This window comes from Marinobacter goseongensis, assembly GCF_023156235.1.
GTDB lineage: Bacteria > Pseudomonadota > Gammaproteobacteria > Pseudomonadales > Oleiphilaceae > Marinobacter > Marinobacter goseongensis.
This window is the reverse complement of record NZ_JAKZAI010000002.1, coordinates 202,530-214,852: the sequence shown is the minus strand read 5'-3', so window position 1 is coordinate 214,852 and position 12,323 is coordinate 202,530. Positions and strand designations below refer to the sequence as shown.

Annotated in this window: 14 protein-coding genes; 10 read left to right on the top strand and 4 right to left on the bottom strand. The window is 58.2% G+C overall.

The features are described 5' to 3' along the window. Positions 1 to 131: 131 nt before the first annotated feature. From MLC70_RS01625 to selD, 3 genes are read left to right on the top strand one after another with little or no spacing between them, the layout of a single operon-like run. Positions 132 to 530: a hypothetical protein gene (locus MLC70_RS01625; RefSeq protein WP_248181212.1), complete on the top strand. Its 399-nt coding sequence runs from the start codon at positions 132 to 134 to the stop codon at positions 528 to 530. A 45-nt stretch (positions 531 to 575) separates the two neighbouring features. Then, the gene (locus tag MLC70_RS01620) at positions 576 to 1,235 is read left to right on the top strand and encodes a helix-hairpin-helix domain-containing protein (protein WP_248181210.1); all 660 of its coding nucleotides are present in this window, start codon (positions 576 to 578) and stop codon (positions 1,233 to 1,235) included. After that, the gene (gene selD, locus MLC70_RS01615) at positions 1,235 to 3,511 is read left to right on the top strand and encodes a selenide, water dikinase SelD (RefSeq protein WP_248181209.1); all 2,277 of its coding nucleotides are present in this window, start codon (positions 1,235 to 1,237) and stop codon (positions 3,509 to 3,511) included. The genes MLC70_RS01620 and selD overlap by 1 nt, the downstream gene beginning before the upstream one ends. Here selD and senB read toward each other — a convergent pair. Beyond that, positions 3,495 to 4,499 carry a selenoneine biosynthesis selenosugar synthase SenB gene (gene senB, locus MLC70_RS01610; protein ID WP_248181208.1) on the bottom strand — a complete coding sequence of 335 codons (1,005 nt, stop codon included), beginning with the start codon at positions 4,497 to 4,499 and terminating at the stop codon, positions 3,495 to 3,497. The two genes, selD and senB, sit on opposite strands and share 17 nt — an antisense overlap. Before the next feature lie 168 nt (positions 4,500 to 4,667). On the opposite strand from senB, the gene MLC70_RS01605 reads away from it, so the two are divergent. The 4 genes from MLC70_RS01605 to MLC70_RS01590 all read left to right on the top strand — a co-directional run bounded on the left by MLC70_RS01605 (position 4,668) and on the right by MLC70_RS01590 (position 8,393). Further along, a complete protein-coding gene (locus MLC70_RS01605) occupies positions 4,668 to 5,534 on the top strand; it encodes a putative selenate ABC transporter substrate-binding protein (protein WP_427902080.1) in 867 nt (288 codons plus the stop codon). Next, a complete protein-coding gene (locus MLC70_RS01600; RefSeq protein WP_248181206.1) occupies positions 5,534 to 6,184 on the top strand; it encodes an ATP-binding cassette domain-containing protein in 651 nt (216 codons plus the stop codon). Before MLC70_RS01605 ends, MLC70_RS01600 begins: the two co-directional genes overlap by 1 nt. An 18-nt stretch (positions 6,185 to 6,202) precedes the next feature. Continuing rightward, positions 6,203 to 7,669, top strand: a complete 1,467-nt coding sequence (locus MLC70_RS01595; RefSeq protein ID WP_248181205.1) for a PhnE/PtxC family ABC transporter permease — start codon at positions 6,203 to 6,205, stop codon at positions 7,667 to 7,669. A gap of 148 nt (positions 7,670 to 7,817) precedes the next feature. After that, positions 7,818 to 8,393: a hypothetical protein gene (locus tag MLC70_RS01590; RefSeq protein ID WP_248181204.1), complete on the top strand. Its 576-nt coding sequence runs from the start codon at positions 7,818 to 7,820 to the stop codon at positions 8,391 to 8,393. Here MLC70_RS01590 and MLC70_RS01585 read toward each other — a convergent pair. Together MLC70_RS01585 and MLC70_RS01580 are read right to left on the bottom strand one after the other, a co-directional pair. Further along, a complete protein-coding gene (locus tag MLC70_RS01585; RefSeq protein WP_248181203.1) occupies positions 8,386 to 8,691 on the bottom strand; it encodes a hypothetical protein in 306 nt (101 codons plus the stop codon). The genes MLC70_RS01590 and MLC70_RS01585 overlap by 8 nt on opposite strands. A 61-nt stretch (positions 8,692 to 8,752) precedes the next feature. Further along, positions 8,753 to 9,229, bottom strand: a complete 477-nt coding sequence (locus MLC70_RS01580) for a hypothetical protein (RefSeq protein ID WP_248181202.1) — start codon at positions 9,227 to 9,229, stop codon at positions 8,753 to 8,755. A gap of 122 nt (positions 9,230 to 9,351) precedes the next feature. Here MLC70_RS01580 and MLC70_RS01575 point away from each other — a divergent pair, with 122 nt between their 5' ends. Genes MLC70_RS01575 through MLC70_RS01565 form a run of 3 tightly spaced genes read left to right on the top strand, consistent with a single transcriptional unit; the run spans position 9,352 to position 11,541 of the window. Further along, the gene (locus MLC70_RS01575) at positions 9,352 to 10,272 is read left to right on the top strand and encodes an ABC transporter ATP-binding protein (protein ID WP_248181201.1); all 921 of its coding nucleotides are present in this window, start codon (positions 9,352 to 9,354) and stop codon (positions 10,270 to 10,272) included. A gap of 25 nt (positions 10,273 to 10,297) precedes the next feature. Continuing rightward, positions 10,298 to 11,059, top strand: a complete 762-nt coding sequence (locus MLC70_RS01570; RefSeq protein WP_248181200.1) for an ABC transporter permease — start codon at positions 10,298 to 10,300, stop codon at positions 11,057 to 11,059. Between the two features lie 23 nt (positions 11,060 to 11,082). Then, positions 11,083 to 11,541 (top strand): DUF192 domain-containing protein, encoded by a 459-nt coding sequence (locus tag MLC70_RS01565; protein ID WP_248181199.1) that lies wholly within the window; start codon positions 11,083 to 11,085, stop codon positions 11,539 to 11,541. Here the strand turns inward: MLC70_RS01565 and MLC70_RS01560 are convergent. Continuing rightward, positions 11,538 to 12,323 carry an enoyl-CoA hydratase gene (locus tag MLC70_RS01560; RefSeq protein WP_248181198.1) on the bottom strand — a complete coding sequence of 262 codons (786 nt, stop codon included), beginning with the start codon at positions 12,321 to 12,323 and terminating at the stop codon, positions 11,538 to 11,540. The genes MLC70_RS01565 and MLC70_RS01560 overlap by 4 nt on opposite strands.

The following is a 12,323-nucleotide window of genomic DNA, read 5'->3' as shown; positions in this document are numbered from 1 at the left end:
GCTGACCTTGTTGTGAAATCGAGTCTGCGTCGTTGCCAAAGTCAGGAAGTGTGGCTATTGTTTAATCAATCATTCGCGGTTTCACTGCCACCCGGGTCTTCCGGGATCACAGAAGAGCTCGAGATTTTTTCATGAACGAAGCATTACCAGACCTGATCGCACGCTTTCGCATCAAACGGGGACTCTTTCGCAGGGAAACCGTGGAAGCCAGGCTGTTCGAGTTCGATAACTTCGGCTGTGTGATGAAAACCGACAAGGTGTTCAATCCCGGCGACACCGTCATCATTGATCTGATCATGGACATGCCCTTCGAGAACATACAGGCAGAAGGTGTGTCCGGATTGGTCACAGAGCGCAGAAAACACTGCAGCAACTTCTTTTACTCCATTGATTTCTTTGAATTCACTGATGCGGGGAACTCTCCCCTGGCGGAGAAGCTGCGTCGCATTCGCGAGGTGGTCAATAAAAAGAAATCTCTGAAATCACGGCGTTCCCCCGGTTCGGCCTCCGGCTTACAGCAAACGGCCTGATCCAGCACTCCCTTACTCTGAACAAACCGCAAGGAGATACTCTTCATGGGCAAGAAAGCCAAGCCAAGCGTGGATAAAATTGTTAAAAAAGTGAACAAGGAATTCGAGAAGACGTCCTCACAGATTGAAAGCCTGATCAACGACGCTCTTAAGCAATTCGACAACCTGCAGAACCAGGTTCAGGAACCGGTTCGCAAGCTTCTCAAGGAAGTGGATGAGCTGCGCGACCGTGAAATGAAGCGGTTTAACGATGAGTTCGAGCGCCGCATGAGCGAGTTTCAGGAACTGCAGAACAACGTTCTGGAGCGTCTGGGCATTGCCGGTAAAGACGCGAAAAAAGAACTGAAAGCGGCCAGCGATGCCGCCTCTGCGAAACTGGCCGAGACGAAACCCAAGGTCAAAGCGGCGGCCAAGACTGCAGCGGCCAAGAGTCCGGCAAAAACCGGCACAAAGACGGCCAAAAAGGCGCCTGCGAGGAAAACTCCGGCCAAGCCGGCAGCCAAAGCGGCCAAGCCAGCAAACAAGAGTGACCTGACCCGGGTGAAAGGTATCGGGCCGGCCACTGCCACTAAAATGCAGGAAGCCGGAATCACGTCGATTGATCAGATTGCCAACCCATCCGCTGCCGACAAGGAAAAGCTGCAGGCCTTCGCAAAAATGAAGGGTTTTGCAACGCTGTCTGACGAAGCCAAGAAAGCACTTTAATGCGAACGCCTGAGCAGCCTGTATTACGGGACATCGTCCTGATTGGCGGCGGGCATAGCCACGTTGGGGTTCTGAAACGGTTCGCCATGAACCCTGTTCCGGGTGTGCGGCTGACGCTGATCTGCCGCGACACTCACACCCCCTACTCCGGCATGTTGCCGGGGTACGTGGCTGGCCACTACTCCTACGATGACGTGCACATTGATCTCAGTCGCCTGGCAGAATACGCCGGTGCACGTTTCTACCGTGATGAAGCGGTCGGAATTGATCGGAACCGCAAACGGGTTCTGTGCCGTAATCGGCCCGACGTGCCTTACGATCTGCTGTCGGTGAACATCGGCTCATCTCCGCGGGTTGCGGACGTCACCGGAGCCGCAGAGCACGCCGTACCCGTGAAACCCATTACCGGTTTCAACAACCGCTGGCTTGCACTGCTGACGCGGATCGAAAACCACCAGGGCCCGATGACGGTGGCCGTGGTAGGTGCCGGTGCTGGTGGTGTCGAGCTCACCCTCGCCATGCAGTTCCGTCTGCGGAATGAACTCAAGCAGCGGGGCATGGATCCCGATCACTTGCACTTCCACCTGTTTGACGCGGCGTCGCAGATTCTGCCGACGCACAATGACAAGGTTCGTGCGGTGTTCCAGGAAACACTCAGCAGCCGAGGCGTAAAACTGCATCTCGGTTCGGCGGTTGCCGAGGTGGAAGCCGGTCGGCTCCGAACTGAAGCCGGCGAACGCTTTGATGTGGATGAGGTGCTTTGGGTAACCCGTGCGGGCGGTCCGGCATGGCTGGCTGACACCGGGCTTGCGTTGGATGACGGCGGGTTTATCCGTGTGAGGGACACACTGCAGGCGGAAAACGACGATGCCATCTTCGCCGCCGGTGATATTGCCAACGTTATCAACCATCCCCGGGAGAAGGCTGGCGTATTTGCGGTGCGTCAGGGACCGCCGCTGGCGGACAACCTGAAACGGATGGCCACCGGCCGCTCCGCCAAGGCATTCAATCCCCAGAAAAAATGGCTTGCCCTGATCAGTACCGGCGATCAGTTTGCGGTGGCCTCCCGTGGCGACTTCTCAGTTGCCGGCACCTGGGTGTGGCGCTGGAAAAACTGGATCGACCAACGGTTCATGGCAAAATTCAGCGATCTGCCCCCGATGGAGGAAAACACGGCGCTACCGGATACCGCCGCCGCACAAAGCCCTGAAGAGGCCTCTCAGGCGATTTCGGCGGTGGCCATGCGGTGTGGCGGGTGCGGCGCTAAAGTAGGCAGTACGGTGTTGTCGCGAGCGCTGAGTGAACTGCGGCCGATCGAGCGGGATGACATACTCGTTGGCCTGCACGCACCGGACGACGCCGCTGTGTTGCGAGTGCCGCCGGGCAAGGCGGTGGTGCACACCGTGGACTTTTTCCGCGCCTTCATTGATGACCCCTACGTGTTTGGTCAGGTGGCTGCCAACCACAGCCTCGGTGACGTCTTTGCCATGGGTGCAGAAGCACAGAGCGCAACCGCCGTTGCCACGGTGCCTTATGGCATAGAATCCAAAGTTGAGGACGTGGTTTTCCAGATGATGTCTGGTGCCGTACAGGTACTCAACGAGGCCGGTTGCGCGTTGGTGGGCGGGCATACCGGTGAAGGCAAGGAACTGGCCCTCGGTTTTGCTGTGAATGGCCTGATCAATCCTGACGATGTCATGAGCAAAGGCGGGCTTAAGGCCGGTGACGTACTGATTCTCACCAAGCCTATCGGAACCGGAACCCTGTTTGCGGCTCACGCCCGACTGGCCGCCAAAGGCCGCTGGATCGATGCGGCACTGGCGTCCATGATTCAGTCCAACCTGCGCGCAGCGCAATGCCTGCACAGGCATGGATCAAAGGCATGCACCGACGTTACCGGGTTCGGGTTGCTGGGTCACCTCGTGGAGATGACCCGCCCGTCGGGTGTTGACGCAGAACTTGACCTTTCTGCCATTCCGGTTCTGCCGGGCGCGGAGGAGACCGCAACTGCGGGAATACTCAGCTCGCTGCAGCCGGCTAACATCCGTCTTCGTCGGGGTATTCGAGATCAGGAGCGCTGGGTTAAACACCCCCGTTATCCACTGATCTTTGATCCCCAGACCGCAGGTGGTCTGCTGGCCAGTGTTCCGGCGAACGCTGCGGAAGATTGCGTGCGCGAGCTCAAGGCATTGGGCTACCCGCACACAGCGATCATCGGTCGCGTTCTGCCTCAGGACGAAAGCGGGCCCATCGAGCCCATCACCCTTCGGGATTGAGCCTTGCTTTGCTGTTGGCGGTGGCCTGTTCTATCGCCAGCAGCAAGGCGCCCTGCTCCGCTTCTGGAACAAATTGGGACGCCTTGTCCGACACCAGCGCCTGCAAGCTTGCCAGGTAGCCCGCATCGGTGTCCGCTCGCATCAGGCGTTCGGCGAGGTGTCGCTCATCCCCGACCCGGAAATACCCCGGGTAGTCGTCACCCAGTATGCCCCGATTACCGGAAATGTCGGATGCCAGAATCGGCAGCCCGGCCCGGCAGGCTTCCGAAACCACATTGGCACCACCTTCCATAACAGAGCTGATGACCATCACGCGGGAGCGTGCCATCAACGCCTGGGTGTCTGCCTTATTGAGCTCACCGACCCATTGAAAGCGGGGGTTATGGGCCTGCTCCAGTTCCGCTTTAACGCGCCATTCCTGGTTGTGGGCTTTGCCCGCGTTGGTGACGCGTATGCGTGATTCGGCGGGCAGATGATGGCATGCCAGCGCCGCTCTGAGTGGGTCTTTCTCGTCCCGCAGATGTCCGATCACACACACCTCGAACGCGTCGGCACCTGTGGCGGCCCGGCCTTGCTCCGGTTCCGCGGCTGGAATCCGATCCGCTGACTGCAACACGGTCACCAACTTGCTCCGGAACGCCTCCGGAATGTCCTCAGCCACACGGTGATGCAGTCCGACCAGAGCGTCTGCCAGCGCCATTGAGCGAAGAGTGTCATCGGGGTATTGATGTTGGTGGTAGTAGATGTCGGTCCCTGTCAGTACGGCAATCAACGGTACCTGAGGACGGGCCTGGTGGAAAACCTCGATGGCTTCATGGCTGCGCCAGGCGTGCAGCGCAATAAAGCAGTCGCACGGCTGGGATGACAACTCGGTGTGCACCCGAACCCGATGACCGGCCTGCTCGAGCAATCGTTGCCAACGCTCTGCCGTCGCACGGTTCCCCGCCCTCGACCCTGGCGGTGCTGGTGTCAGTATCTGGATGTCCATAACAAGCCTTTTGGTTCATGCCAATTGCATGATTAACGTTTTCCACTCTCACGGGCTGAGCTGATTCCAGCTGGAAATCGTATAGCTGTTCATGCCTGGGGTAAATCAAGGTATCCTCATTCACTCGAGTAACACCCTGAAAAATCCACCGTTCGTAAGGAAATAAAAATGGCCATGAGCTTTATACGGAAATTGATGCTTTCCAGCCTGATCGTGTTAATTCCCTTTGCAGCTTCCGCCCAAACGTTCGTATTCACCGCCATCCCTGATGAGGATGAAAGTAAACTGGTTGAGCGCTTCCGCGGTATTGCCGATTACCTGCAGCAGGAACTGGATGTCGAGGTCAAGTACATCCCGGTGAAGTCCTACGCCGCGGCGATATCCGCGTTTCGCAATAACCAGGTCCAACTGGCATGGTTCGGCGGCCTTTCCGGCGTCCAGGCACGGGAGCTGGTACCTGGATCTCAGGCTATCGCCCAGGGCGTGGAAGACCAGGCCTTCTTCAACTACTTCATTGCCCACAAGAGCACCGGTCTTGAACGATCCGAAACCCTGCCAGAAGAAGTTCGCGGCAAGACCTTCACCTTCGGCTCCAAGGGCTCCACGTCCGGCCGCCTGATTCCGGAATATCACATCCGCACCATCTTTAACGAAGCGCCGGAAGATGTGTTTTCCCGCGTGGGCTTCAGCGGCAACCACACCCGCACCTTGCGGCTGGTGGAAGCCGGTACCTATGAAGTGGGTGCGATCAACTACGCCGTTTGGGAGAAAGAACTGGAAGACGGCAACATCAATACCGACGATGTGAAAGTCATCTGGAAAACACCGGCCTACCCCAACTACCAATGGACCATCCGTGGCGATATCGACGAGCGCTACGGTGACGGCTTCATGGACAAAGTGCGCGAAGCGTTACTGGCCATGGACGACCCTGCATTGCTGGAAAGCTTCCCGCGCAGCGGCTTCATCCCGACCTCTAACGAGAACTACGAGCCCATCCGTACCGTTGCGGAGCAAATCGGAATCCTCGATTGATGTCAGGATTTGAGTTTGCGGGGCTCACGGCCTCCTTTGGTGGAGAGCGGGTCATTGGCCCGCTCTCTCTCCATGTGAAGGACGGCGAACGCGTTGCGCTGGTGGGCAGAAGCGGCGCCGGTAAGTCGACCTTGATCAAGCTGATCCACCAGCGAGTCGACGGACACGCGTCGCTGGTGCCCCAGGATCTCGGGCTGGTGAACGCATTGCCCGTGTTCCATAACGTGTTCATGGGCCAACTGGACTCACACTCCGCCTGGTACAACACGGTGACCCTGGTCAGACCGTTTCGCAAAGACAGAGACGGCGTGCGTCAGCTGCTGACGGAACTGGCCATGGCCGACAAGTTCTGGACCCCGACGGCGTCGTTGTCCGGCGGCCAGCGCCAGCGCGTGGCGATTGCCCGGGCGATCTACCGGCAGTCGAACTTGTTGTTGGCCGATGAGCCCATATCTGCCCTCGATGCTCCCATGGCGCACCTGGTCATGAAAGCACTGAGCCGACGGTTCACCACCAGCGTCATCGCGATGCACGATGTGGATATGGCGCTGACCTATTCCACCCGCGTTGTCGGCATTCAGGACGGCCAGATTGCCCTTGATGAAGCCAGCGACAGGCTGACCGCCGCCGACATTATGCCGCTCTACTGACAGGCGACGCGCGACCCTATGTATCTCTCACCCACTGCAAAAATCAGCCTGCTCTTTCTGGCCATCGCCGTTGCCGCGCTGTTTTTCGCTGACATTGCCATCACCACCGTCAACCCATGGCGGGATCTGGGGCAATTTTTTCTGGGCGTGGCCACCCCCGACTTTTTCAGTACCGAGGGCCTGGCCACTGCGCTGCTCAGAACCGTCGCGTTTGCATTTGTGGGTGTGGCACTGGGTGCCGCCTGTGGCTTTCTGTTGTCGCTGGTCTATCGGTTTTACCCGGTGCGCGTGTTCTGCGCCTTTATACGTGCCATTCATGAATTGTTCTGGGCGCTGATTTTCCTGCAGTTCTTTGGTTTTCATCCGCTGACCGGGGTGCTGGCCATTGCCATTCCCTACGCGGGCATTTTTGCCAAGGTTTACTCTGAAATACTGGAAGAGTCCGATCCCGTTCCCGGCCGGCTACTACCACCCGGAACCGGTGTAGTGTCTGCGTTCCTGTACGCCCGCATTCCCGACTGCTGGGTACAGATGCGTACCTACACCGCCTATCGCCTGGAGTGCGGATTGCGCTCAAGTGCCATCCTCGGATTCGTGGGTCTGCCCACGCTGGGCTTCTATCTGGAGACGTCCTTCTCACAGGGGCTCTACTCCGAAGCCGGGGCCATGCTCATTATGTTCTATGTGCTGATCGCCACCATTCCACTGTGGGTGAAACCGAAGCTGCTGCCGGTGTACGTGCTCAGCGCGCCGTTCTTTCTGGGTGAAGGGATGCCGATTGTCTGGGGTAACGTGGAACGATTCTTTACCGAGGACATCATTCCGGCACCGATACGCAACGGCGAAGGGCTGGCTGATCTCGGTGCCTGGTTCAACGACCTGATGCTGAACGAGGCCCTGCCCGGGATCTGGAATACTCTGTTGCTTACACAGATTGCGCTGGTGGCTACCGGCATTCTGGCGTTGCTTGCCTTCCCGCTGATATCGAATCACTTCGGCGGCCCTGTGAGGCGCACCTCCGGGCATGTGTTTCTGGTGATCGCACGCTCCACTCCCGAATACATTCTTGCGTACATACTGTTGCAACTCTGGGGGCCGTCGATGCTGCCAGCCGCCGTTGCCCTCGCCCTCCATAACGGGGGCATTATCGGCCATCTGATTGGCCGGCAGACCAACACCCTGCAGCTGCGACCGGATGCACCCAACGGCTTCAACCGGTACAGCTGGGAACTGGTGCCCCGGGTTTACCGGTCATTCCTCGCGTTCCTGTTCTATCGCTGGGAAATCATCATGCGGGAGACCGCGATTCTAGGGATTCTGGGGATATACACCCTGGGCTTTTACGTAGACAGCGCGATCCAGCAGATCCGATTTGATCGCGCCATGGTGCTGATCCTGATCACCGCCCTGCTCAATATCGGCATTGATATCCTCGGGCGATATATTCGCCGCAAACTCGCCCTGCAAACCATGCCCACCTGCTGAACGGCCACCTCAACGCCGCTGCTTGTTAAGTCACAGTTCCGGTGTTCGGTTCAGCGCTATTCGCCGTTTTGGGACGGAAGTAGCTTCACCGCTGGTTACAGTCCGTTACACTTGGATAACGAAATCAACATTCAGGGCATCGCATTTCATGATTGATGGGCTGGTATTGCTAACGGAACTGAGTCTGGGGGCGCTGGTGATCGTGCTTGCCTTTAGGGTGGCCACGTTGGCGCGTCACGAGCCGTTATCGTTGTCAGCAACCTGCGACGTGCCGACCGCCGCGACGGCCACCATGCCCTTCGCGGCCCCGAGGCCTACGCCCATGCGGGCAGCCATAGACCGCACCGACTTGCTCACGCAGCTGCATATTCTGATCGGCTTACAGGAGCGGGATTGTCGGGAGCAGGGACTGGACTGGCAGACGGCACCGCCGGAAGTCAGCCAGTTTGCCGTGGCCTGGCTGAATGGTGCGGCCTGTGCCTTGTGCGAAAGGTCATTGAGGCACACGGACACCCTGTACAGTCTGGTGGCACAGATTGCCAGCCGCAAGACCCCGGTTCTGCAGCCCGAGGCGTTGCAAACACTGGCCACCCTCACCCGTAACAACGCCTGGCTGGCATGTTTCCGCCACGGTATGGACGCCGCAGAGCACTGGCGATCCCATCGCTTCGTGCCACCACCCAGCAGCGTCTACAACGCCATCGTTCAAAACGCGTTTATTTGACCGCTGGGCTCTGGGCCAGCGTCCAGTCGGCGCCGAGATTAATCGGTTCCGAGGTGTTCTCGGCCTCTGCTGGCACACCCGCGACCGCAGGTTTACCAAAGCCGCCATCCTCCAACGTGACCATGCTGTCGACGTCGACGGAGCGCACCAGGTAGCGTTGACCATCAACCAGCACCGTGGCCCGGTGAGTCAACCCGAAGATGAATCGGCAATAATCCAGCTTCAACTGAAGCAGATCCTGCTCGGTTTTACGGATTTTTCTCAGAAGTACTTTCTGAACGCTGTCGCCATAGTCCATCGGTTCGTCCCTGGAAGTTTGTTGTTTCTTTTTCTCGGTGTCGGTCAGGCAGGCCGCCGACTCAGTTCGTGCGGCCTTCTGCCCGAAACACCATTTTTACCGGCAGATCCGACATTGGCTGATTGCCCTGTTGCAGATCGATGCGCCAGGTCATCTCAGGCTCGGTGGTGCAGAACGGCGCGGTGAACGTTGCTTCCCAAGCGTCAATGCCGCCGTCAACGCCGGTGTTGTCCAGCGGCACCGGATACTCACCCAGATACATGGATTCGCCCCTCAGCACTGCCAGCAAGCGGTCAGGGTTGGCGCTGGTGTGCACCTGCAGGCGGTACTCCTGCCCCTGGTCGCCGACGCGGCCGCGCTCGAGCTCTGCTACCCACAAGCTGCCATTCATCTTCCACTGGCAGGGGCCGGTATCCAGATCGCACATCAGGGTGGACAAGGCATCTTCATGTTCTGTCGACATCAGCCAATTAGGGCCCAATACCGCAAGTGCGATCAATCCGCTGATCAGCACAACCACTGCGATTGCTCTCAACAAGTCCTTTCTCCGTATGTAAAGCTGGCATTATCGACATTCACGACAGGAAGGCAAAGGTTTCTAAACCACTGCGCATCGTGAGAAAATACCGCCCCTCGATTCACCACCCACAGGATACGCCAGTGCAGCCGGACATTTCCGTTAAGCACCTCAATAAAGTGTACGCCGATGGTTTTCAGGCCCTTAAAGATATCAACCTGGACATCACCCGGGGTGAAATTTTTGCGCTTCTGGGCCCCAATGGCGCGGGTAAAACCACGCTGATAAGCATCATTTGCGGCATCGTCAACAAATCCAGCGGTGAAGTGAAAGCCGCCGGCCACGATATCGTGAAGGAGTATCGCAAGGCCCGGGAAACCATCGGGTTGGTGCCGCAGGAGCTGAACACCGACTCGTTCGAGACCGTGTGGAATGCGGTGTCTTTCAGCCGCGGCCTGTTCGGCAAGCCGGCCAACCCCGCTCATATCGAAAAAGTGCTCAAAGATCTCTCGCTGTGGGATAAACGCAACAACCGCATCATGGCTCTTTCCGGTGGCATGAAACGCCGGGTGATGATCGCCAAGGCGCTGTCTCACGAGCCGCGCATCCTGTTTCTCGACGAACCGACCGCCGGCGTTGACGTTGAACTGCGCCGCGACATGTGGGAGATGGTACGAAAGCTGCGGGAAGACGGCGTGACGATCATTCTCACCACACACTACATTGAAGAGGCCGAGGAAATGGCCGATCGCATCGGAGTCATTCGCCAGGGTGAGATCATCCTGGTGGAAGACAAAGACCGGCTGATGAGCAAGCTTGGCAAGAAGGAGCTGCGGCTGCAGTTACAACAGCCACTGAGCAAGGTGCCCGGTGAACTGGTTCTGGAACCAGTAGAGCTGTCTGACGACGGCTATGAGCTCATCTACACGTTCGATTCCCAGCAGGAGCAGGCCGGTGTTGCGCGCCTGCTGCGAACCCTGGGCGACATTGGAATCGAATACCGCGATCTGAGAACACGGGAAAGTTCGCTCGAAGAGATCTTCGTCGGCCTGGTCCACGAATAAACCGCCGACTTACGGGAGCACATGCATGAACTACTACGGTATCCGCGCGATCTACCGTTTCGAAATGGCCCGCATGGGCCGCACGCTGATGCAGAGCGTGGCATCGCCGGTGATTTCTACCTGCCTCTACTTTGTGGTGTTCGGGTCGGCGATTGGCAGCCGCATGGGCGATATCGACAACATCAGTTACGGGGCATACATCATCCCGGGTCTGGTCATGCTGTCACTGCTGATGCAGAGCATCTCCAACGCCTCTTTCGGTATTTACATGCCAAAGTTTTCCGGCACCATCTACGAGGTGCTGTCTGCCCCGGTGTCTTACGTGGAGGTAGTGATTGGCTATGTCGGTGCGGCCGCCACGAAATCCGTCATCCTCGGGCTGATTATCCTGGCAACGGCGAGGTTGTTCGTGGACTACGACGTGCTCCACCCGTTCTGGATGTTTTCGTTCCTGGTGCTCACGTCCGTGACGTTCAGTCTGTTCGGTTTCATCATCGGGATCTGGGCCGACGGCTTCGAAAAACTCCAGATCGTTCCGATGATGATCGTCACGCCGCTGGTATTCCTCGGTGGCACTTTTTATTCCATCGACATGCTGCCCGAGGTCTGGCAGACCATCAGCCTGTTCAACCCGGTGGTGTATCTGATCAGTGGTTTCCGCTGGGCGTTCTACGGCGTGGCCGACGTGCATGTAGGCATCAGTGCCGGCATGACGTTGATGTTCCTCACCGCCTGTATGGTCACCATCTGGTGGATCTTCCGCACCGGGTACCGGTTGCGGTCATGATTCGATCGCTGACGGCTGTCGGAATGCTGGTTCTGATAGCCGGTTGCGCCACGGCGGAGCCGGAACGCCTGCCAATGGCCGACGCCTGCCTGATCACCGGCGATTGGCGAATTCCCGTGTCGGTGGAGCTGGCGAGAACCCCGAAGCAGCGCAGCAAAGGGCTGATGGGCCGGACGTCATTGCCGCCCGACAGCGGCATGCTGTTCATTTACCAACGCCCGCGTGATCCCGACTATGGCTTCTGGATGCACCAAACACTGATCCCGCTGGACATCGCCTACCTCAATGAGGAAGGTGTGATAGGCGCTATCCGGCGCATGACACCCTGCCCGTCCAAACGCGGCAGCGAGTGCCCGTCATACCCTGCCGGAGTGTCATTTTCACTGGCTCTGGAGATGAACGAAGGCTTCTTCGAACGGCATGACATCGGCGTCGGCGATCGCCTGGAGCTGAACGCTGCCCGGTGTCAGGCAGCGGGCTAACAGTCGCTCCATTCCGGGTTCCGTTTGTCCAGAAACGCACGGATCCCCTCCTGTGCGTCCGCTGCAGCGAGGTTATCGGTCATTACCTGAGCGGTATAGTCATAGGCGTCGGTCAGGTTCAGTTCCAGTTGTTGGTAAAACGCGGCTTTACCCACTTTCAGAGTGTGGCTCGACTTGCCTGCAATCACCCCGGCCATACGGTAAACCGTGTCATCCAGCGCCTGCTCATCCACCACCTTGTTGATCAGGCCGATCTGCTCAGCCCTTAAGGCGCCAATCATCTCTCCGGTCAGCAGCATTTCCATGGCGTGTTTGCGATTCACGTTGCGCGACAACGCCACCATCGGTGTTGAGCAGAACAGCCCGATGTTGACCCCCGGCGTGGCAAAGCGTGCGGTGTCTGCCGCCACCGCAAGATCGCAACTGGCCACCAGTTGACACCCTGCCGCCGTCGCCACCCCCGCCACCCTGGCAATGACGGGCTTGGGCAGGTTGACCAACTGCTGCATGACTTGACTGCACAGATCGAATAAACATTTCTGCCGGTTCTGGTCGCCAAACTGGTCGCGAACTTCGTTCAGATCGTGGCCGGCACAAAATACCTGTCCGCTCGCCGCCAGAACCACCACCCGGGTGTCGTTATCCCCGGCAAGCTTGGTCAGTACATCAGACAACGCCTGCAACATCGCCAATGACAAGCTGTTGCGCTTGTCTGGCTGGTCCAGTGTGACTGTGGTTATTCCATTCTCTGTTGCGACTTTGACCAGCTTTTCTGCTGTCAT

What these genes read in the sequence shown, in the direction of transcription:
- MLC70_RS01595 (WP_248181205.1), top strand. Translation starts at nt 6,203, where the DNA reads ATGTATCTCTCACCCACTGCAAAAATCAGCCTGCTCTTTCTGGCCATC.
- selD (WP_248181209.1), top strand. Translation starts at nt 1,235, where the DNA reads ATGCGAACGCCTGAGCAGCCTGTATTACGGGACATCGTCCTGATTGGC.
- MLC70_RS01565 (WP_248181199.1), top strand. Translation starts at nt 11,083, where the DNA reads ATGCTGGTTCTGATAGCCGGTTGCGCCACGGCGGAGCCGGAACGCCTG.
- MLC70_RS01590 (WP_248181204.1), top strand. Translation starts at nt 7,818, where the DNA reads ATGATTGATGGGCTGGTATTGCTAACGGAACTGAGTCTGGGGGCGCTG.
- MLC70_RS01605 (WP_427902080.1), top strand. Translation starts at nt 4,668, where the DNA reads ATGGCCATGAGCTTTATACGGAAATTGATGCTTTCCAGCCTGATCGTG.
- MLC70_RS01625 (WP_248181212.1), top strand. Translation starts at nt 132, where the DNA reads ATGAACGAAGCATTACCAGACCTGATCGCACGCTTTCGCATCAAACGG.
- senB (WP_248181208.1), bottom strand. Translation starts at nt 4,499, where the DNA reads ATGGACATCCAGATACTGACACCAGCACCGCCAGGGTCGAGGGCGGGG.
- MLC70_RS01560 (WP_248181198.1), bottom strand. Translation starts at nt 12,323, where the DNA reads ATGACAGCAGAAAAGCTGGTCAAAGTCGCAACAGAGAATGGAATAACC.
- MLC70_RS01585 (WP_248181203.1), bottom strand. Translation starts at nt 8,691, where the DNA reads ATGGACTATGGCGACAGCGTTCAGAAAGTACTTCTGAGAAAAATCCGT.
- MLC70_RS01570 (WP_248181200.1), top strand. Translation starts at nt 10,298, where the DNA reads ATGAACTACTACGGTATCCGCGCGATCTACCGTTTCGAAATGGCCCGC.
- MLC70_RS01600 (WP_248181206.1), top strand. Translation starts at nt 5,534, where the DNA reads ATGTCAGGATTTGAGTTTGCGGGGCTCACGGCCTCCTTTGGTGGAGAG.
- MLC70_RS01620 (WP_248181210.1), top strand. Translation starts at nt 576, where the DNA reads ATGGGCAAGAAAGCCAAGCCAAGCGTGGATAAAATTGTTAAAAAAGTG.